This window comes from Streptococcus oralis, from assembly GCF_003943415.1.
GTDB lineage: Bacteria > Bacillota > Bacilli > Lactobacillales > Streptococcaceae > Streptococcus > Streptococcus oralis_BJ.
In genome coordinates this window covers 221,121-241,333 of sequence record NZ_RJPK01000001.1, presented here as the reverse complement: position 1 = coordinate 241,333, position 20,213 = coordinate 221,121, and the positions used below count along the sequence as shown (strand labels likewise).

The window sequence follows — 20,213 nt, the reverse complement described above, 5'->3', positions numbered from 1 at the left end:
CTACTTCACCTTCCAATTTCTATAGCTTGTCATATCTAATTCTGGAAATCCTAGTAACTCTGCCTTAACCTGCAACACTAAAGGAGAAGCATTTTCTGTAGTAATTTCTTCCAAATTCAACCAAAGTACATTTGCTGAATCATTACTTCCATCAAGAACCTCCTGAGAAATTGAATTTTGAGAGTGTTCAAAATCGAGTACTATATCATAAAAGGCCATGATATGATGTACTGCAAAGTCTTGCCCATCTTCTTGAACCAGCACATCATAAATCCTAGGATTAGCGTAACCTTTAAGCTTATATCCTGTCTCTTCCAGAACTTCTCTCTTAAGGGTTTCTGTCAGCCCTTCACCTACTTCCTGACTACCACCAGGTAGATCAAAACGATGTCGATAAGGACCTCTCGTTTTCTCAATGCAGAGTAACTTCCCATTTTCAAAGCAAACGCCATAGACACCAAAGTGATTTTTGATTTCCATCAGATCCCCCTACTTCAAACTCCAACCACCATCTATTGTAATGATTTGTCCTTGCATGGCACTTGCTTTTCCACTTGCTAAGAAAAGGCTAAGCTCTGCTACTTCCTCTGGCTCGATCCAGCGCTTGATAGGAGTTTCACTAGCTACCCAGTCTGCTAAGCCACCGGGTTCGAAGTCCGCAGTAGTCATACCTGTCTTGACTGCTCCGGGAGCAATCCCAAAGACCCGAATCCCAGCTTCAGCATAGTCTAGAGCCAACTGCTTGGTAAATCCAGCCAAGGCATGCTTAGAGGAAGTATAGGCGTGACCACCACCTCCTGCTAGATTTGAAGCAATAGAACACATATTGATTATGATTCCCTTTTTACTTTCCAGCATTTGTGTCAAATAATGTCGAGTCAGCTCAACTGGAGTCACGTAATTGATTTCAAAAATCTCTTGAATTTCCTGGACTGATTGTTCCAAAAGGGGTTTGTAATCATCCAAAACTCCAGCAGTATTGCACAAAACATCCACCTGAAGACACCAGTCAAAAACTGGCTCTAAATCAAGAGTTAAATCTCTCTGTAAAAAGTGGAAACCACCATCTAAATCTGGCTTTTCTCCTTGATCCACACCATAAACTTGATAGCCATTCTCTAAAAAGAGGCGAGCTTGAGCTAGTCCAATACCTGAACTCACTCCCGTGATTAAAACGCGTCTAGTCATGCACTTCTACCCAATCCGTCGCCAAAACATCACAAGGTGTCGGACTCCACATGGAAAAGCCTTCCCCTTCTCCAGACACATTGATTAGGAAATAGGGCGTCACCTCAAGAGCTACACCATTTTGCTCAATGGTATCAAAAAGTTGGACATAGTTTTCAGCCCCTCCCCAACCAGTACGTACATATTTTTTCTTAGCCTTTAAGCCAGGCAGGATTTCTTCAAAAGTCATGTTTTTCTCCTTTAATATCAATAATTCTCCCCTTCATTATAACAAAAAAACCGCTTTACAACGGCTTTTTGACTGTGATTTATTTAAATCTGCTTCTACTTACGGCAAATTATTCCCTGCTGCAAGATAAATTTCATACCATTCTTTTCTTGTTAAGCTAAAGTTTGCCGCTTGGCTAACTTCTCTCAAATGCTTAGGATTTGTTGTACCTACGACTGCCTGCATTTTTGCTGGATAACGCAATATCCAAGAAATGGCAATAGTTGAAGGGGTTACTCCATATTTAAAAGCTAGACGATCAAGTACTTGATTCAAAGCTTGAAATTTCTCATTACCAACAAAGTTCCCTTTAAAATACCCGAATTGTAAGACAGACCATGCTTGAATGACCACATCGTGTAATTTGCAATATTCAAAAACGCTGCCATCTCGCATAGTTGCTTGACTATCTTCCATATTAACATGAAAACCTGATTCGAATCCTGGAGTAAAAGCCGCACTCAATTGTAGTTGATTAACAGCTAACGGCTGCTTGACATCTTTTTTAAGCAACTCCATCATCATAGGATTTTGATTAGAAACTCCAAAATCTCGGACCTTACCTTGTTTATAAAGAAGATCAAAGGCTTCTGCTACTTGGTCAGATTCCATCAAAGCATCTGGTCGATGAAGAAGCAAGCTATCTAGATGATCAATCTTCAATCTTTGCAAAATTCCGTCAACTGATTTTATAATATAGTCCTTAGAAAAATCAAAATAGGTAAATTCTTCAATGCGAATGCCACATTTGGACTGAATCCACATCTTTTCTCTTAAATCTGAACGATTTTTTAGGACAATACCTAACAGTTCTTCACAACGACCACGACCATAAATATCAGCCAAGTCAAAAGCATTGATTCCAACAGAAAGTGCTGTTTCTACAAGCTCTTCAACTTCTTTTACAGACTTATCTTTTATTCTCATCATTCCGAGAACAATTTCTGATAATTCTTTGTCATCTTGACCAAGAGTTATGTATCTCATCAAGTTTTTCTCCTTTAATGCTAAATTCTTCATTTAATTAATTATAACAAAAAACCGTTTTCCAACGGCTTTTTGACTGTATATCTACTAAATTCTTCCTACCACTGCAATCCCGCTTCTCTAATTTCTTTCTTAGAAGCAAATTTACCATTTGGTCTGTGCCATCTTCCGTTTTTATCTCTAAAGTAGCCACCTGAATTAGTTGATTGCGAGTTTGATTCTTGGCTTTCTTCCTTTTCTTGTGCGGCCTGACGTGCTTTTTCCTGTTCTTCTTCTTTTGCTTTCTTTTCAGCTGCTTCTTTTTCTTCAGCCTCTTTCTTGGCTTTTTCCTCAGCTTCCTTCTTGGCCTTTTCTTCAGCTTCTTTTTTAGCTTTTTCTTCTTTGTTTTCAACTGTATTTTTAGCCGTACCGTCCAAGTAATTGATTTCCGCATTAGCTGAAACATTGTCTAAAACGACATGCGTCACAGAATACTGATCAATCTTTTCCTTACTACCACCCAACTTGATTTCCAAGAGTTTGCCATTTTCATCAATTCCCACATACTGCAATTCAATTTGTCTCGGAATCAATTCATCTTTCTGATAGATTGGGGTCACCTTGTAGTCAAGATAGTAGTTCGGATGATTGGCCAACCAAGAGTCCAATCGATTTTCGTAATAAAGCATGCTTTCTTGATTTGTGTTATCTGTACCATAATATGTACCAGCATTGAGCCAGTTAGTCATAGGAACCAAGTTTTTCTTTTCATCGTTCAATCCGCTAAACTGGTACCCAATCAAATGACCACGATTCATCAACCAAGCCTTTTTAGAGCCATCTCCATAATAAAAATTATAATTGTGCCAACCAACTGGGTTATAACTTATCTTAGGCTCTCTCTTCTCAGTTGGTTCATCGCTGTCCTTGAGTTGAATATGAGCACCCGTCGCGCGTGATTTAGAATCCAATTCCCCAAGTTCTAGTTGCTTTTCATTTTTAAAAGGCAAGAGTCCAGCTTCTTTAAATAACTTTTCATCGAACTTAATTTGCTTCTGTTCAATTTTTTCTTCTGGAACCTTTGATTCTACCTTATGTCCAGAACATGCAACTAGTGTTGTAATCGAAAGCAAGGCAATTGAGAAGGATAGTAACTTTTTCATGAAAGTCTCCTTTGTTTTCATATAGTAATTAGATTAACATCTCCTCTTTCATTCTACTATCATTTTGTTAATTATTCAAGAATAAAGAGGCCGTTATTATACTATTTTTCTTCCAATGTCCAAAACAAAAACGATAACCACTTTTCAGTAGTTACCGTTGATTTCTTTTGATTAGTCTTTCCCACCAAGTTTGCTGTTAATGGTCATCATGATGCTGGCTATTTTCTCACCCCAGTATGGATCAGAAGCATAGCGAACATTCATTCCTGTCGCTTTGTTTCCAAGGTGGTCTCTGCCATAGTCAATGTAATTTTCACGAATCCACTTGGCCGCTCCGAGAATTCCCTTGTCCACATCGTCAAATTTTTTGGCTGAGGCATATGGGCTCGAATCATAAGCCGCAATTCCAAAGAAGTTATTCTTATCCTTGGCAATCTGGCTCCGCCCCCAAGCACTCTCAAGTGCACTATGAGCCATTAGGTAAAGAGCATTTACACCATATCGTTCCTCAGCTTCCTTAAAAACAGCTCCCTTACCAGCGAGGCGACTATCCCGAATATTCATCAAAGAATAAATTTTATCCAATTCAGCTGCGCTGTAATTACTTGGTTTAGTTAAATTTCTAAAGAGGAAGGGATTTTCAATGGTGAAACCATCAAAATGAATTCCATCAGTTGAATAATATTTCTTACCAATAGTCATAGCTGAGCTATGTGGCGCAACACGGAGACTTACATAAGGTGATAACTCATGGTAAAAATACTTGCCATCACTTGTATAATGAGGGACAAATTCACTATCTTTATCAATAGCTACTAAATCACTTTTATTCATGAAGCCGGATAAACCAGAAATATTGACTGGTATTTGACTATCTTTTTTAGATTGGGCATCTCCAAGCGAGACGATGGTTCCCTGTGATACATAACTCAATCTTTCACCAGAAGCACTATAAACATAAGCAGTAATCGGTTTTACTTTGTAATATTTTGCCTCTGAGATCCACTTCCCATTATTCTGAAAGGAATACTCTTTACCTTTGATCTTAAAAGTACCTGTTACATATCGACCATCATCTTTTAGATAGTACCAAGCATCGTAATCTTTGTCAAAAATCCATTCATTTTTGGCCATATAGCCACCAGATTTAAGGTAGTATGAGCCAATCCATTCACGGGAAGCGTAGGCCCCACCTGACTTCAAGTAGAACCAGCTATTGTAGGATTTATCAAAAATCCACTCTTTTTCCGCCATAGCGCCACTATCTTTCAGAAAGTAGTCACTTTTCCACTGGCTACTTGCCATCACACCATCGCTATTAAAATAGTACCATGTTCCTTTGATTTTTTCCCATTTATTGCGAGAAATCTTGCCCGAAGCTGTTGCATAGTACCACTTGTCAGATATTTTTACCCAATCATTTTCTGCCATTGCGCCACTACCTTGGAAGAGATAGTCATTATAGATGGTGCGACTAAGCATGACACCATCTTTATCAAAGTAATACCAAGAACCTTCAATCTTTTCCCACTTATTGCGAGAAATCTTGCCCGAAGCTGTTGCATAGTACCACTTGTCAGATATTTTTACCCAATCATTTTCTGCCATTGCGCCACTACCTTGGAAGAGATAGTCATTATAGATGGTGCGACTAAGCATGATTCCGTTTTTATCAAAATAGTACCAGCTACCTTCAATATTTTCCCATTTGTCGCGAGAAATCTTTCCCGAAGCTGTAGCATAGTACCACTTGTCAGATATTTTCACCCAAACATTTTCTGCCATAGTACCGTTACCTTTGATAAGGTAACCATCAACTATAGTATTGCTGAGCATAATACCGTTTTTGTCAAAGTAATACCAAGTACCACTAATTTTTTTCCAGTTTACGACAGGCTGGTTATTTTCATAAAAACGCCAGTTTCCTTGCTCTTTTTTCCAACCTTCCTTAATAACTTCCTCTTTTTTTTCCTTTTTGGAAGGATTTTCCTCTTTTACAGCTGGCTCTTTCTTCGCCTCGACTTTAGGAACTTCTTTCTTGGGAGCAGCTTCCTCTTTTTTCTCGACTACATCTGTGGTCTGAGTTTTTTTCGTAACCTGAGATTCTTCAGCATGTACAGATGTCTTTGCAAATCCTGCCATAGAAAGAACAACAGTACTTGCAAGTAGTATCTTCTTCATTTTATTCTCCTCAGTAGAAAACTATCTACACTATTACTATTTTATAAAACCTATTGTAACATAGTTGACTAACGAAAATATTACAAATTGATGAAGATTCTATGTCTTGTTGACGATAAGGAAGACCTAGTTTATCTCAGACTGGCTTTAACTTCTCGACGGAGATCTTCCAAACTGCTAATGCCATATTTGTCCATGACTTTTGGCAGATGTTCGATGATATCAGGACAAGCATAAGGGTTGGTAAAATTGGCTGTTCCAACACCAATAGCAGATGCTCCTGCCAAATACATTTCTAGGGCTGCTTCAGCCGAATCCACTCCCCCCATTCCAATGATGGGAAGGCCTGTTGTTTGGGCGACTTGGCGGATGAGTTTGAGGGCTACTGGAAAGACTGCTGGACCTGACATTCCACCTGTTCCATTGGCTAGGATTGGTTTTCTAGTTTTGAGGTCAAAGCGCATACCAACAAGGGTATTGATCATGGTTAAGCCACTTGCTCCTGCATCTTCTGCGGCTTTGGCAATGGTGACAACATCCGTCACACTAGGGGTTAACTTGACATAAACTGGCACATGGGAAGCTTCCACAGCTGCCTTTACCACTTCATAAGCCAAGTCAGGATCTTGCCCAATCAAAAGTCCATGATTGCCGTGATCCACATTCGGACAAGAGATATTGAGCTCGATAGCTTTTACATTTGTAGCCTTGGAAATTCCTCGAGAAACAGCAGCGTACTCTTGTTTTGAAAAGCCTGCAACATTTGCGATGATAGGAAGATTTGGGTATTCTCTTTCCAACCAAGGCAACTTTTCAGCTAAAACAGCTTCTAAACCAGGATTTTGCAAGCCGATTGCATTGAGCATACCAGCAGTTGTTTCTGCCACCCTAGGAGTAGGATTGCCAAAACGGGGTTCAAGTGTCGTCGCCTTGATCATAATAGAGCCTAAAAGGTCTAAATCATAATACTTGGCATATTCTTGACCAAAACCAAAACAGCCTGATGCTGGTATGATAGGATTTTTCAAGTCCAAGCCTGGTAGAGAAACTTGTAAGCGATTTGTAGTCATGACTTTCTCCTTATAATACAACTGTTCCTGTGCGGAAAACAGGGCCATCTTCACAGACGCGTTGACTGACAGTCTCACTATCTGGAACTTTTAGGACGCAGGCATAGCAAGCCCCCATCCCACAAGCCATACGAGATTCCAGAGATAGGTAGGCTCTTGGATGATCATAAAATCTTTGATTGATGTACTTCATCATTCCCGGAGCCCCACATGAGTAAACAGCATCAAATTGACCGTCTAAATCATTGATGACGACTGACACATTTCCCTTGATGCCATACGAACCATCATCTGTCGTTACAAAGACCTGACCATATTGGGACAATTCGGTTTCGAGAATAACAGCATCCTTGTTGGCAAAACCGAGGACTGTCACTACTTTCACCCCACGCGCATGCAATTCCTTGGCTACCTCGAGCAAGGGTGGAACACCAATCCCACCACCAACGAGGAGAACTCGGTTCTGGTCGTCCAAGTCAGACAAGTCAAAACCATTTCCCTGAGGCCCCATCACATCAAGAGTATCACCCTGACTTAATGTTGAAAAAATGGCGGTCCCAGCACCCTCAATCCGATAAATGAGATGACACTGCTTCTTATCCTTATTGATAGACGAAATTGAAATAGGACGGCGCAAGAGATGGGCATCATCAGGCACGCGCAGATGTAGAAATTGACCTGCTCGCATGGTTTCAACCATCTCCCCTTCTAGGACTAATTCAAAGATTGCTGGCGCAATTTCCTCTTGTGCGACCACCTTCATGGTTTCCAAACGAATGGCACCCAAACGCTTCTTACATGTGGGATTCATGACTTTTCCTCCTTAAATTTTAAGGGGACCAGATAAAGAAAAGGCCTTGCTAATGCAAGGCCTCAGTTGGGTTAGGCTAGAACTCATGCGCACACTTAAAAAGTCCCCACAGAGAACCCCCTATCCCTTTTATCTGACACCTTGTGAGTCTCTCTGGACTCCCCTTAAAGGTTAAATTTGTATTAGTATACTCTTTCAAAGTAAAAAAGTCAAGTAGAAAACGAACATTCTACTTGACTGTACGGGATTATTTTTCACGAATGACTTCAACCTTGTAGCCATCAGGATCCTTGACAAAGTAATAGTTTGGTGGGGTTCCTGGTAGGCCTTTTGGCTCTGTAACCTCATAGCCTTTGGCGCTATGTTCTTGATGAAGTGCCTCGAGGTCAGGTGTGCTGAGAGCGATATGGGCAAAGCCATCACCTACCACGTAAGGGCCGTGGTCATAGTTATAGGTCAATTCCAACTCGTAGTCGTCACCATCAAGTCCTAGATAGACAATGGTGAAGGCATAATCTGGAAAATCCTTGCGACGTAATTCTTTAAAACCAAAAGCGTCTTGATAAAATGCGATTGATTTTTCAAGGTTTTCTACTCGCAAGCAAGTGTGTAGCATTTTTGAAGCCATAGCTTTCTCCTTTATTTCTAAAAAGACTGGGACAATCCTGTTCCAGTCTTAAAAGTAATTATTTACCAAGTTTTGCTTTAGCTGCATCTGCAAGAGCTGTGAAAGCTGCTGCATCGTTAACAGCCAAGTCAGCAAGCATTTTACGGTTAACTTCGATTTCAGCCAATTTCAAACCATGCATCAATTGTGAGTATGAAAGTCCGTTCAAACGAGCTGCCGCGTTGATACGAGTGATCCACAATTTGCGGAAGTCACGTTTTTTCTGACGACGGTCACGGTATGCATAGTAGTAAGAGTTCATTACTTGTTCTTTTGCAGTACGGAACAAGATGTGTTTAGCTCCATAGTAACCTTTTGCTAGTTTAAGAATACGTTTACGACGTTTGCGTGATACAACGCCACCTTTAACACGTGCCATGTTTTATTTCCTCCAAATATTTCCTAGAATTGTTTACTTACTGTTAGGCTACTATTTCAAGCGAGTAAGCATTGCTTTGATACGTTTGAAATCTCCTGAATGCACCATAGATGCTTTACGAAGATGACGACGTTGTTTCTTAGTTTTTCCGTGGAAACGGTGAGAAGTGTAAGCACGGAAACGTTTAAGTCCACCAGAACCTGTACGTTTGAAACGTTTAGCTGATGCGCGGTGTGTTTTTTGTTTTGGCATGATTTTTTCTCCTTTATTTAACTTTCTGACAATTATTTTTTGTCAGTTGCTGGCGCCAACTGCATGAACATTTGGCGTCCATCCATCTTAGCTCGTTGTTCGATGATCGCAATATCTTGTGTTGCTTCAGCAAACTCGGCTAAAACTTTTGCACCAATCTCTTTATGGGTGATCATACGCCCTTTAAAGCGAATAGATACCTTAACTTTATTTCCTTTTTCAAGGAATTTACGTGCATTGCGAAGTTTTGTGTCAAAGTCTCCCTTGTCAATAGTTGGACTCAGACGAACTTCTTTCACAGTAACAACACTTTGTTTTTTACGTTGTTCTTTTTGCTTTTTCTGGTACTCAAATTTGAACTTGCCGTAGTCCATAATTTTAGCAACAGGCGGTTTGGCTTGGGGTTGAATCAATACTAAGTCAACATTTGCACTATCAGCCAATGCTTGCGCTTCACTGAGTGGCTTGATGCCTAGCTGTTCTCCCTCAAGACCGATCAAGCGAACTTCACGTACACGAATTTCATCATTGATGAATAAGTCTTGCTTTGCTATGGTTTTCACCTCTTTTTTATTATTAGAGAAAAACAAGAGCGGGCTCGTAATAATACAAGCCCGCACGTTATGATAGCGTTTCTTAGAAACTTTTCATCCGTAGGGCCAGGCAACTTGATGTCACAAGGCGAGAAGCTCTCACTTCTGCTTTTCTCAACTTTTATATGATACCAAGTTTTCTATCCCTTGTCAAGATAAAAAGTTATTTTTAAAAAAAACTTTCTGTTTTCTTCTTGATGTCCGCATCAAAAAGAGAGAACCTAGTTGGTTCCCTCCCTGTGTTAGTTTTTTCCTCACCTTCAGTATAGAAACGCTAAGACCTATTAAAAACTTCCTTTTTACGTGAACTTCCCAATCTTTCGATAAATAGAATCCCCGCTAACAAAAGGATAATCAGGCAAGGAAGTAAGACTAGCCCCATGCTCCAATTTAGATTGACATTATCAATTTGCTTAGGTAATCTTCCAGATAAAATCTCCACTGAACGCAAGTATGTAAAGGGAATCAGATGTGCAATCCTTTGAAGAGGCTGGATCGTTTGGATACCAAACAACAAGCCAACAATCCCAATGAGGGAAAGAAAGAGGACAGGCATTTTTTGCTTGAAAAAGTAAGCAATCAAGTAGACGACTTCCACAATGACGATAAAGGCTAAGAAAGCTAAGAGCAAGCTAGGAAATAACACATCTTGTATCTTCCCAATAGTTACCTCTTGATTGGTTAAGCTATAGAACGGGTAGGGATAGTCTAACTGTCCAAAACCACTTATCAGACTTCCCACTAGAAAAGAAAATCCACAGATTCCGATAAACAGCACGGTTACATAACTCACCCCAACTCCAAGAGAGGACATGGCAAATGTCACTTTTGAAAAAGGATATAACTGAGCTGTATCGAGATTATTTTGATATCTTTCTGCGAACAGTTGTGTTAGCATAAAAATAATACCAATCACAAATAAGGTTGGGATGATAACCTCTAAAATCCAGACAATCTGATCAATCCCGTGGGTCGGAAACTCCAAAGTATGTGCTTTTATGTTCAGGGGATACAGGGCTTGATAAATCTTCCGTTGGCGGTCAACCGCCATTTTAAAGTCAGAGCTAGAAGTCGGTTGCTTCGATACAATTTCATAACTCTTTTCCTCAGCTTGCCACTGCAAATAGTAGGCTTCTTTCCAGCGTCCTTCTTTTAACAAAGCCAGAATTTCTTTCTTTTGAGTCAAAAGATTTTTTTGCGATTCTAAATTAATTTTAGCAATCTGGTATTCCTCCGAGTTGGTATCAGATATTTGGGAGAGTTTCTCTTCATATTCATTGATGACTCTCTCATTTTTTACAAGACGGGTTTCCAACTCGCTCTCCAAGCTGACGGAGTTTGCAGTCTGACTATTAAGATAAAAGGTAACACCGAGTCCAGATACAAATAAAGCTAAGATAATCCAGTTTAAGCGACTTTTGAAAACTTTTTTTAATAAAAATAGGCTAATATCTTTCATAACGGAACCTCTTCTATCTGCCCCTGATGAATGGTTACCATGCTATCGCAAATCTCCACTAACTCCTCTTTGTAGTGGGAACTCAAAAGAACCAGCTGTTCTTTTCTATTGATTTGTGCCAGTCTATCAAAAAACTTCTGTCGATAATACTCGTCTAAGCCATTTGTTATCTCATCCATGAGCCAGCATTTCGCCTGACTAAGGAAATACATAGCAATCACCAAGCGTTGCTTCATCCCTAAGGAATACTTGCGGATGGGAAGGTTGATATAGTCAGACATTTCCCAATAGGCGATTTCGTCCCCCAAGTTTAGATCTGACTTCCAGATGTTTTTTATGAGACGAAGGTAGTCCATCCCACTTAAGTTTCCATCCAGCCATTCAACGCTCTCATAATAAAACAAAGAAGGAGAGGCTGCGATATGTCCACTACTAAGGGGAAGCAGCTTGCTAATAGCTCGGAACAGTGTCGTCTTTCCAGAGCCATTGATAGCAAGAAGGCCATAAATCCTACCTTTTTTAAAGGTGAAATCAACATCTTGCAAGATGACTTGTCGCGTTTTTAAGGTAACATGAGTAAGAGTTATCATATCCAGCCCTCCTTTTTCTAACTCTTTAACGATTAATAGTATTTTATGACCTCATAACGATCGTAATTCCAGCCAGAATCAACTTTATATTCATCGTAGCTGTCATAACGAGACCATGACGGAATCCAAGCATATTGATGGTTGTGATAGTTGGTACTATATCCCCCAACAGTGTTCCAATCATACCGATAACTCTTAGTGACTGTCACAGCAGATACACTGGACTGAAAAAGACCAATAGAGAACAAACTAGCTAATAAAACGACTTTTTCTGATTTTTCATGTTTTCATTGCATTTATATCATTACTCTTGAAAGCACTTTCATTATATCGTTTTTCTCGGTATTATGCAACAGATTTTCAGTTTATTTCACTAATATATAACATTTTTCTTCCTAACGAACACTTTCGATTTGCCAACTATTCCATCCTTTAAAGCGAATAGCTCCGTTCTGATCTGTTCTATAAACTTTACTATTGATAGTTTCCAGTCGAGTCAAGGTCTCCTGATGGGGGAGTTTCGCACGATTGTTCTTGCCCACTGAAATGAGAGTAATCTCTGGTTTGAGTTTTTCTAGAAAAGCTGGATTTGATGAGGTTTTAGCACCATGTTGACCGACTTTTAAGACATCCACCTCTAAGGTAGGGTATTGCTTTAGAAGATCCTTTTCTCCCTTCTCCTTCAAGTTTCCAGTAAAGAGAAAGTGCTTATCCAAGAGTTTTCCATAAAGAACCAGAGAACCATCACGATCCCCATCTCCAATCTGCCTTGGGGATAGGACTTCTAACTGACTTCCAAAAATCGGGAAATTCTCCCCAGCTGTCACACTACGTACCTTGTTTTGACTTGCTTCTAGTTCCGCTACAAATTCCTTCTGTGTCAGACTTCCTCTTGATACTAAAATCTCCCCAACATGGAAAGCCTTGGTCACCTCCAGCAAATCGCCAATATGCTCCTTATCCGTATTTGTCAAAATCAGCTGGTCAATCTTGGCTACTCCGCGACTTTTAAGATAGGGAATCACGGTTCGCTGGGCATTGCTGGTCGTCGCCTTTTCTTGCCAAGCCTCGATTTTCTTAGTAGACTCTGCCTTACCACCTACATCTATGAGAATGGTTTTACCAGTTACATCCCGTAGGAAAATACTTTCGCCTTGCCCCACATCCAGCATGGTAATTTCATTTTCAAGTGGATGCTTGGTCAGGAAAAAGAGCCCCACAATAAAGAGACTGAATCCTGCTAGTCTTTTGATATTTTTCCTCATGTCATAGACCAAGGCTAATGAAACTAACAGTAGAATCAACAGCCACGCATTGGGTTGTCCAAAAACTAGAGGCCTGCTTGCCAGCTGTGATACCAAGCGAATGATGTTCTCCAAGTACTCAAAGACAAAGTTAAACTGAGTGACTGGGTAAACAAAAGACAGAATGAATAAGATGGACAAAAGCGGTAAGAATACCACATCAAACAGAAAGGAAAAGACAAAGGTCAAAAGGATAGACCAAGGCTGAAATTCTGCAAAATAAAAGGATAGAATGGGTAATATTCCCAAGGAAATAACCAGACTTTCTCTGGTAACAGCCTTGAGTCCCTCCCCTTCTTTGCTAGTCATGGTCAAGATAAAAGCGTAGGCGCAGGACAAGACCCCTCCAGCTGTCAAGAAAAAGTTAGGCATGATGATAAAGAGGACAAGGACCGTCAAGGCAAAATTATCCAAACCCTTAACACCATGTTGGGCCAGTAACTTTTGTAAGAGACTGCGAATGACTGAGGCTGAAAATCCTGTCAGACCTGCATAGATAAGGGAAAAGGGATAGGTCAGCCACTTCAACTTTTCTTGGGTCAAGCCCAAACGCAAGAGGAGTTTCTTAAAGGCATCCATAAAGAAGCCCACCTGCATACCCGACAAGGCAAAGAGATGGATAATTCCAAGACTGGAATAGAGCTCATTCATCTCTTCAAAATCTGTGTCCAGATGTCCTAACAGAAGGCCCGTCATATAATTACGCATAGGATCTGGAAAGTGCGTCTTGATCCAAACAATAGCCTTTCGACGTAAACTTGATAAATTTTCACCTATATCCCAACTGCTAACCTTTTTAAGTGACTGGATGCTCTTGATAGTCAGTGTCTGGTAAATCCCTTGGGTCTTTAGATAGACTTGGTAGTCAAATCCACCAAAATTCCTCTGACCTTCTGGCTCTGAAAGCTTCCCTTCTAATTCCAAGTCATGAAGGTCTGTCAAGGCTTGAAATTGCTCTTTCTCCTCCTCGGACTGGAGTTTATAATAAACTTGGAAAGTGCGACCTTCAGCCTTTCCCCGAAAGGACAGACTATCTCCATTGACTTTGATGGTATCAGGCAAGATCTTCACCTTTTCAACATAACCGACTAAATTTTGACTAGCTTGTGTCTGTTGCCAAGTTTGAAACAGAAACCAAAATCCAAAAACTCCACAAATCGCTAGAACTTTTCCAGCCGATTTCCAAGGAAATTGGAAAAAGAGGCAGACGAGCAAAAAAACAAAACCTAGCAGTGCGAGATAGGACGCTCCAAAAATGGCATAGTAAAGCCAGAGTAACAGAAAGCTCAGATAGATTAGAGGAATAGGGAAGTTTTTAGTCCACTGTAACATAGTCTTTTAGCTTTTCTATGGTCTTAGCGCCAATACCAGAGACTTTCTTTAATTCATCTACCGACTTGAACTTGCCATTTGCCTCACGATGATCGATAATATCCTGGGCTCGTTTTCCTCCCAAGCCTTTGACCTGCTTGAGTTCTTCCAGACTAGCTTTATTGAGATTGACCTTCTTTTCTTTACTTGTCGAAGGAGTCGTTCCAGAGGCAGTCTGCTGACTAGCTACTTCTTCTCCCTTAGTTGGAACATAGACAAGAGCCTCGTCACTGACTTTCTGAGCTAGATTAATCGACTTGCTATCTGCTTCTTCTGTCAATCCCCCCGCCTTCTGAACGGCATCGTGAACCCGACTCCCTACTGGTAAGTCATAAATCCCTGGCGATTTAACAGCACCCTTGACATCTACTGTGATTAAATCTTGTTCAAGAGACTCTTCCTTTTCTTCCTTCCTCACTTCCTTTTCAGACGATGAATCCTTTGAAACAGCTGAAACTTCAGCCTGCAAATTCGTTTCCGTGACGGGTGTTTGTGACGTTGGCTTTAGCAGGAAAAATCCGCCTAAGGCCAAACCTAAACCAGCACAAATGACAATGATTTTATACTCTTTGATTTTCTCGATAATTGCTTCCATATTTTCTCCTCTCTTAAATTATTCGTAAGAGGAAGAAAAAAACAGCTGAAAAATCTTTTCAACTGCTCACTTATTTGCAAAATAGTCTTCCTTGGTCAAGGCATAATGAACTCTTGTGACAATTCTCCCTGGTTCTTTATTATCCATTCTAGCATAGGGTTCTTCATGTGAAAAACGCATACCTGATTTCTCCATGACTCTTCCAGATGCGGGATTATCCTTATCGTGAAGGGCGGTCAACTTATTCATTCCAATCTTCTCAAAAGCCAGCTCAATCACGGCACGATTGGCTTCTGTCGTCAATCCTTGATTCCAATACTTTTGGTTGATAATGTAACCAATAGCTGCTTTTTTGAGAATGGGGTCAATCTTGTGCAAGTCAATGGTTCCGATAAACTTGCCATTGCTTTTTAGTTCTATCCCCCACCGTCCCAAGGGATTAGCCAAGTAGAACTGAGCAATGTTGTTCTTGGTCTCTTCTAGACTCTGATTTGTTGGAAAGGTATAGCGTGTATTTTCTCTATCTGAAGCATACTCAAACATGGCTTCTGCATCGTCCAAGGTTACAGGTCGGAGCAATAAACGCTTCGTTTCTATAGATGGATACTGAGCAAATTTCACAAATATTGATTCCATACTTTTTCCTCCATTAGAGCTTGATTCTCACTAGTCTAGCATAAATAAATTTGGATGACAAGTTTTTCTTGATTTTTGAAGCGGTTTCATATACAATAAAACCATCACATTTTTCATTTATGAACTGGAATGTGACAACTAAAACAATACCGTCAATTGAAAGGTAGGTTATCTCTATGTTAATCGGAATTCCAAAAGAAATTAAGAACAATGAAAACCGCGTTGCCCTCACTCCTGCTGGCGTCCACAGTTTGATCACCCGTGGGCATCATGTCCTCATCGAAACAAATGCTGGTCTCGGTTCAGGATTTACTGATGCGGACTATCAAAAGCAAGGTGCTGAGATTGTCGCTACTGCTGCTGAAGCTTGGGCAGCTGAGTTAGTCGTGAAAGTAAAAGAACCACTAGCTTCTGAATATGGCTATTTGCGAGATGATCTTCTCCTCTTCACTTACTTGCACATGGCTGCTGCTCCAGAGTTAGCAGATGCCATGCTAGCAGCAAAAACAACAGGAATTGCCTATGAGACTGTCCGTGACTCCCTAGGTCACCTACCACTCCTCGTTCCAATGAGTGAGGTTGCCGGTCGTATGGCAGTTCAAATCGGTGCTCACTTCCTTACCAAACAAGCTGGCGGCTCTGGTGTCCTACTTGGTGGTGTACCGGGTGTTCCAAAAGGAAAAGTAACCATCATCGGTGGCGGTGTCGTTGGTACACATGCTGCCCGCATCGCCTTGGGACTCGGTGCTCAAGTGACTATTTTAGATATCAGTGCGAAGCGTCTCTCAGTTCTAGAAGAAGTCTTCGGAAACCAAATCCAAACTCTTATGTCCAATTCATTCAATATCGAAGCAAGCGTGAAAGATGCTGATGTGGTGATTGGTGCAGTTCTCATCCCTGGTGCCAAGGCACCAAAACTGGTGACAGATGAGATGGTCAAACAAATGCGTCCAGGCTCTGTCATCGTTGACGTTGCCGTTGACCAAGGTGGCGTTATCGAGACAGCTGACCGTGTGACCACGCACGATGAGCCCGTCTATGAAAAACATGGGGTGCTCCACTATGCTGTTGCCAACATCCCTGGCGCGGTAGCTCGTACTTCAACCATCGCCCTAACTAATGTCACCCTTCCTTATATCGAAGCTTTAGCTGACAAGGGATTCCAAAAAGCAATCACTGAAGATCAAGGCTTACGTGAAGGAGTGACAACTTACCAAGGTTACTTGACTAGTCTTCCAGTTGCCCAAGGGCTAGATAAGGATTACACTTCGATTGATGAACTTGTCTAAAGACATTAACTAGTTAACACAGATACGATAAAGAGCAGTTCAGATGAAACTGCTCTTTTTTGCTATTCTGTTTCTTCGTTCTTCTCTTCATTTTTAACTGGAGCTGGTTCATAGGCTCGGATAATCTGAGCGACAACTGGATGGCGAACCACATCCTTAGCTGAAAAATGAACAAAGTCGATCTGGTGAATGTTCTTGAGCTTTTCTTGAGCATCAATCAAACCAGACTTGACATTTCGCGGTAGGTCAATCTGACTGATATCTCCATTGACAATCATCTTAGAATTAAAACCTAAACGAGTCAAGAACATCTTCATCTGCATGATGGTCGTATTTTGCGCCTCATCCAGAATGACAAAGGCATCATCCAAGGTCCGACCACGCATGTAGGCAAGGGGAGCGATTTCGATAATTTCACGCTCCATGAGACGGGTCGTTTGGTCTTTGCCGAGAATCTGATACAAGGCATCATAAACTGGTCGAAGATAAGGATCGACCTTCTCCTTAAGATCACCCGGAAGAAATCCTAGACTCTCACCTGCTTCCACTGCTGGACGAGTAAGGATAATCCGCTTGACTTGCCCACGTTTAAGAGCAGTTACTGCCAAAGTCACTGCAAGAAAGGTCTTCCCTGTCCCTGCTGGTCCGATTCCAAAGGTCACATCATGCTGTTTGACACTGTCCACATAAAGTTTTTGACCTAAGGTTTTGACACGAATCGGTTTCCCAGTATTGTCCTTGATAATTTCTTCTTCGTAAAGGGCGACAAACTTGTCGATTTCATCGTTTTTGACCATGCTAATCGCAGTCACCACATCTGGCGTGCCAACGGTCATCCCCCGATTCACCAAGACCATCAAAGCCTGGATAACCTGACGGGCTTCCTCACAGGCAGGCTCTTCACCCAAAACCTGCACAATCTCCGTACGGGCATGAATCACCACATCGAGCTCTTCTTCCATCAAACGAAGATGGCGCTCATTGGAACCAAAAAGATGAAACAAGTCATCTGGATGACTCAGTTGAATGTCTATTGAATGTTCCTTCAAATAAAGAACCTCTCTAATCCGTTTATTTCTTTATATTATAGCAAAGAGAACAATAAAATACTAGCCTCATCTCATTGTCTCTAGTGTTCTAAGTATTCTTGCCAGATGGCGTCAAAGTCTCCTAGGTTAAAAGAGAAACTGGCATGCTCCTCCAAAAAGCGACTCACCTCATCAAAATCATCCGTGTGTTTTGGGAAGGCTGACTCTTCAAAAGCGAGGTCTGCCAAGATGGCTTTAGGACTGTTACTTTTGGGATTGCGCTCAGTCATGAGCCAAGTGTAAAATGATTTTCTCAATTCTTTCTCCTATCAAAACTTTTTTGATGAAATTTTTCTGATTCTTGAAAATTACTGGACTTAGCCTCTGAAACGTAGTGGTTTATAAAATCTGTTTTCGCATCTGTATAGGCGTCTCGATTGTGTTCAAATTTTTTCCACAAACTGAGTTTTAATTCCTGATACGCTTGGGCAATATCTGGATGCTGGCAGAGATAATCTCTAAAATAAATCTCGTCATGATCTCCCGTCATTCGCAAATGTAAATGAAAAACTTTCTCAGCAAATCCCTGCTCTGTATATCCTTTATTTAGCGAAATCCTGTTAGGACTCTCCGACATCACTAGCCACCCATTCTTCACCAATAAATCCCTAACTCTTGCTAAATCCTCTATTCTACCTACTTCTAGCAGAATATCAACGATATTTTTGGCCCAAATATTAGGAATAGCAGTGCTACCGATATGTTCTATTCTTTTAATAACATTTGCACCCAATATTTTTTTCAGACTTGTTTTTTCCAATTCATACCAGTCTTTCCACTCTGACTTGTGCTCCACTAAAAAAATCGGAAAAAGTTGCCAGAGTTCCTCTAAACTCATTTCTTCAAGTTTCTTTTTCATGTCTATAAGACCTAAATCAACTCTGTCCCAAACTGGTCTTGCTTGATTTTGCCAGTCTTCATCAAGCCACCGAGTGCTTTCTTGAACTGACCTTTAGAGATACCAAAGGTTGCCTTGATGTCCTCAGGAGAAGACTTATCATTTAAGGTCATGAAACCGCCATTGCTTTCCAAGTAGGTCAAAATCATCTGAGCATCATTTTCCAACATCTCAAAAGAACGTGGTTTGAGGGATAGGTTCAAGGTGCGGTCCACTTCACGGAAACCAATGACACGCGCATCTAGCACTTGTCCCAAACGTGGCTCTGCGTAGCGCTCACTTGGGTGAATGAAACCAAGCATGTTATTCTCTGGCAGATAGACAAAGGTCCCTGACAGCTTGAGACGGTAAACAATGGCTGGCCAGTTTTGGTTCTGCATGTTGTTGTAGGCAGGACGAGCCAGACGTTGGAAGTCTTCCTGATAAGCCAAGAGTCCCCAGATTCGGTCTTTCTTGTCCACTTCAAGACGGATGTAGAGTTTGTCACCTTTCTTAGGCCAGAGTTCCTTGAGCTCAGGGAGGATATCGAGTGACACAACGATTTCCTTATCAGGTAGACCGGTATCGACAAAGACACCCAAGTCCTTACGAACTTCCGTTACCGTTCCCCAGCCAAATTGGTCCTGAGTGGCAGTCACTTCTAGAGTGGTCAAGCGGAGTTTTTGCTTCATATCTGTATAGGCAAAACCTTTGACCGTATCCCCTACCGTGTGTTGACCTTCTTCCTTGGCAAGTGCATAGATTTGACCATCCTGTTGCGCAAAGTAAAAACGGTCATTTTCATCGATGATAAGTCCAACGATAAAACTTGCAAGATTTGTATTCATATTTCCTTCTTTCGAATAAAACTCAGCCAGCAATGCCAACTGAGTTTTTCTGTTTATTTTTAGACTTCCAAGAGTTCTTTTTCTTTATTGGCAGTCATATCGTCGATGTGTTTCACAGCATCGTCTGTTACTTTTTGAATATCTTTTTCAAGAGTCTTCAATTCGTCTTCAGTGATTTCTTTTGCTTTTTCTTGTTTCTTTGCTTCATCCATAGCATCACGACGGATATTGCGGACAGCCACTTTAGCATTCTCGCCAACCTTCTTCACTTCTTTGGCAAGGTCACGACGAGTTTCTTCTGTAAGGGCAGGAATAACCAAGCGAATCACAGAGCCATCATTAGCTGGTGTGATACCAAGATCAGAAGCGTTCAAGGCACGCTCGATGTCTTTCAACGAAGACTTGTCAAATGGTGTTACTAACAAGACACGCGCTTCTGGAATAGTGATAGAAGCGATTTGGTTAAGAGGAGTTTCGACTCCATAGTATTCTACGTGGATACGGTCTAGCAAGCTTGCGTTGGCACGTCCTGCACGAATACCACCAAATTCACGCGCAAGTGAATGATGGGACTGGGTCATTCTCTCTTTAGCTTTTTCTACAATTGCATTAGCCATA

The 20,213-nt window shown here is 41.0% G+C and carries 24 protein-coding genes and 1 other annotated feature; of the genes, 1 reads left to right on the top strand and 23 read right to left on the bottom strand.

The annotated features are described in order from the left end of the window. The 18 genes from D8801_RS01160 to D8801_RS01080 form a co-directional block, all read right to left on the bottom strand. Positions 1–480 carry an NUDIX hydrolase gene (locus D8801_RS01160; RefSeq protein WP_125847240.1) on the bottom strand — a complete coding sequence of 160 codons (480 nt, stop codon included), beginning with the start codon at positions 478–480 and terminating at the stop codon, positions 1–3. Positions 481–489: 9 nt separating this feature from the next. After that, entirely contained in the window at positions 490–1,188 is a 699-nt protein-coding gene (locus D8801_RS01155; RefSeq protein ID WP_125847238.1) for a 3-oxoacyl-ACP reductase, read from the bottom strand. After that, entirely contained in the window at positions 1,181–1,417 is a 237-nt protein-coding gene (locus D8801_RS01150) for a DUF2829 domain-containing protein (protein ID WP_000141913.1), read from the bottom strand. The genes D8801_RS01155 and D8801_RS01150 overlap by 8 nt, the downstream gene beginning before the upstream one ends. Before the next feature lie 99 nt (positions 1,418–1,516). After that, complete coding sequence (locus D8801_RS01145; protein WP_093584966.1) at positions 1,517–2,443, bottom strand: aldo/keto reductase; 927 nt, start codon at positions 2,441–2,443, stop codon at positions 1,517–1,519. 98 nt (positions 2,444–2,541) lie between these two features. Continuing rightward, complete coding sequence (locus tag D8801_RS01140; protein ID WP_093584962.1) at positions 2,542–3,585, bottom strand: DNA/RNA non-specific endonuclease; 1,044 nt, start codon at positions 3,583–3,585, stop codon at positions 2,542–2,544. 171 nt (positions 3,586–3,756) lie between these two features. Beyond that, positions 3,757–5,766, bottom strand: a complete 2,010-nt coding sequence (locus D8801_RS01135) for a glucosaminidase domain-containing protein (protein WP_093584958.1) — start codon at positions 5,764–5,766, stop codon at positions 3,757–3,759. 131 nt (positions 5,767–5,897) lie between these two features. After that, on the bottom strand, positions 5,898–6,884 hold the full coding sequence (locus tag D8801_RS01130) for a dihydroorotate dehydrogenase (RefSeq protein WP_180364029.1): 987 nt from the start codon (positions 6,882–6,884) through the stop codon (positions 5,898–5,900). Beyond that, the gene (locus D8801_RS01125) at positions 6,847–7,647 is read right to left on the bottom strand and encodes a dihydroorotate dehydrogenase electron transfer subunit (protein WP_093584952.1); all 801 of its coding nucleotides are present in this window, start codon (positions 7,645–7,647) and stop codon (positions 6,847–6,849) included. Before D8801_RS01125 ends, D8801_RS01130 begins: the two co-directional genes overlap by 38 nt. A gap of 247 nt (positions 7,648–7,894) precedes the next feature. Continuing rightward, entirely contained in the window at positions 7,895–8,275 is a 381-nt protein-coding gene (gene gloA / locus D8801_RS01120; RefSeq protein WP_061416641.1) for a lactoylglutathione lyase, read from the bottom strand. A gap of 58 nt (positions 8,276–8,333) precedes the next feature. After that, positions 8,334–8,693, bottom strand: a complete 360-nt coding sequence (rplT, locus tag D8801_RS01115) for a 50S ribosomal protein L20 (protein ID WP_000124830.1) — start codon at positions 8,691–8,693, stop codon at positions 8,334–8,336. 51 nt (positions 8,694–8,744) lie between these two features. Continuing rightward, positions 8,745–8,945, bottom strand: a complete 201-nt coding sequence (rpmI, locus tag D8801_RS01110; protein WP_001125942.1) for a 50S ribosomal protein L35 — start codon at positions 8,943–8,945, stop codon at positions 8,745–8,747. Positions 8,946–8,977: 32 nt separating this feature from the next. After that, positions 8,978–9,508: a translation initiation factor IF-3 gene (gene infC / locus D8801_RS01105; RefSeq protein ID WP_000848184.1), complete on the bottom strand. Its 531-nt coding sequence runs from the start codon at positions 9,506–9,508 to the stop codon at positions 8,978–8,980. Between the two features lie 15 nt (positions 9,509–9,523). Then, positions 9,524–9,655 (bottom strand) — a sequence feature (ribosomal protein L20 leader region). Between the two features lie 157 nt (positions 9,656–9,812). Beyond that, complete coding sequence (locus tag D8801_RS01100) at positions 9,813–10,997, bottom strand: hypothetical protein (protein WP_093584949.1); 1,185 nt, start codon at positions 10,995–10,997, stop codon at positions 9,813–9,815. Further along, positions 10,994–11,587, bottom strand: a complete 594-nt coding sequence (locus tag D8801_RS01095; RefSeq protein ID WP_093584946.1) for an ATP-binding cassette domain-containing protein — start codon at positions 11,585–11,587, stop codon at positions 10,994–10,996. Before D8801_RS01095 ends, D8801_RS01100 begins: the two co-directional genes overlap by 4 nt. A 43-nt stretch (positions 11,588–11,630) precedes the next feature. Continuing rightward, entirely contained in the window at positions 11,631–11,771 is a 141-nt protein-coding gene (locus D8801_RS09805; RefSeq protein ID WP_180364028.1) for a hypothetical protein, read from the bottom strand. A gap of 211 nt (positions 11,772–11,982) precedes the next feature. Beyond that, the gene (locus D8801_RS01090) at positions 11,983–14,223 is read right to left on the bottom strand and encodes a DNA internalization-related competence protein ComEC/Rec2 (protein ID WP_125847236.1); all 2,241 of its coding nucleotides are present in this window, start codon (positions 14,221–14,223) and stop codon (positions 11,983–11,985) included. Next, positions 14,207–14,857: a helix-hairpin-helix domain-containing protein gene (locus D8801_RS01085; RefSeq protein ID WP_125847234.1), complete on the bottom strand. Its 651-nt coding sequence runs from the start codon at positions 14,855–14,857 to the stop codon at positions 14,207–14,209. Before D8801_RS01085 ends, D8801_RS01090 begins: the two co-directional genes overlap by 17 nt. Before the next feature lie 66 nt (positions 14,858–14,923). Beyond that, on the bottom strand, positions 14,924–15,493 hold the full coding sequence (locus tag D8801_RS01080) for a GNAT family N-acetyltransferase (protein WP_125847232.1): 570 nt from the start codon (positions 15,491–15,493) through the stop codon (positions 14,924–14,926). 176 nt (positions 15,494–15,669) lie between these two features. Between D8801_RS01080 and ald the strand changes: the two genes are divergently transcribed. Next, positions 15,670–16,782 carry an alanine dehydrogenase gene (ald, locus tag D8801_RS01070; protein ID WP_125847230.1) on the top strand — a complete coding sequence of 371 codons (1,113 nt, stop codon included), beginning with the start codon at positions 15,670–15,672 and terminating at the stop codon, positions 16,780–16,782. A 62-nt stretch (positions 16,783–16,844) separates the two neighbouring features. Here ald and D8801_RS01065 read toward each other — a convergent pair whose 3' ends face one another. The 5 genes from D8801_RS01065 to frr form a co-directional block, all read right to left on the bottom strand. Then, positions 16,845–17,831, bottom strand: a complete 987-nt coding sequence (locus D8801_RS01065; RefSeq protein ID WP_125847227.1) for a PhoH family protein — start codon at positions 17,829–17,831, stop codon at positions 16,845–16,847. A gap of 80 nt (positions 17,832–17,911) precedes the next feature. Then, the gene (locus tag D8801_RS01060; RefSeq protein ID WP_001232084.1) at positions 17,912–18,127 is read right to left on the bottom strand and encodes a YozE family protein; all 216 of its coding nucleotides are present in this window, start codon (positions 18,125–18,127) and stop codon (positions 17,912–17,914) included. Beyond that, on the bottom strand, positions 18,124–18,729 hold the full coding sequence (locus D8801_RS01055; RefSeq protein ID WP_125847225.1) for a GrpB family protein: 606 nt from the start codon (positions 18,727–18,729) through the stop codon (positions 18,124–18,126). Before D8801_RS01055 ends, D8801_RS01060 begins: the two co-directional genes overlap by 4 nt. Positions 18,730–18,740: 11 nt before the next feature. Continuing rightward, positions 18,741–19,595 (bottom strand): RNA-binding virulence regulatory protein CvfB, encoded by an 855-nt coding sequence (gene cvfB, locus D8801_RS01050; protein ID WP_125847223.1) that lies wholly within the window; start codon positions 19,593–19,595, stop codon positions 18,741–18,743. A 59-nt stretch (positions 19,596–19,654) separates the two neighbouring features. Then, complete coding sequence (frr, locus tag D8801_RS01045; RefSeq protein ID WP_125847221.1) at positions 19,655–20,212, bottom strand: ribosome recycling factor; 558 nt, start codon at positions 20,210–20,212, stop codon at positions 19,655–19,657. Between the last annotated feature and the right edge of the window lies 1 nt (position 20,213).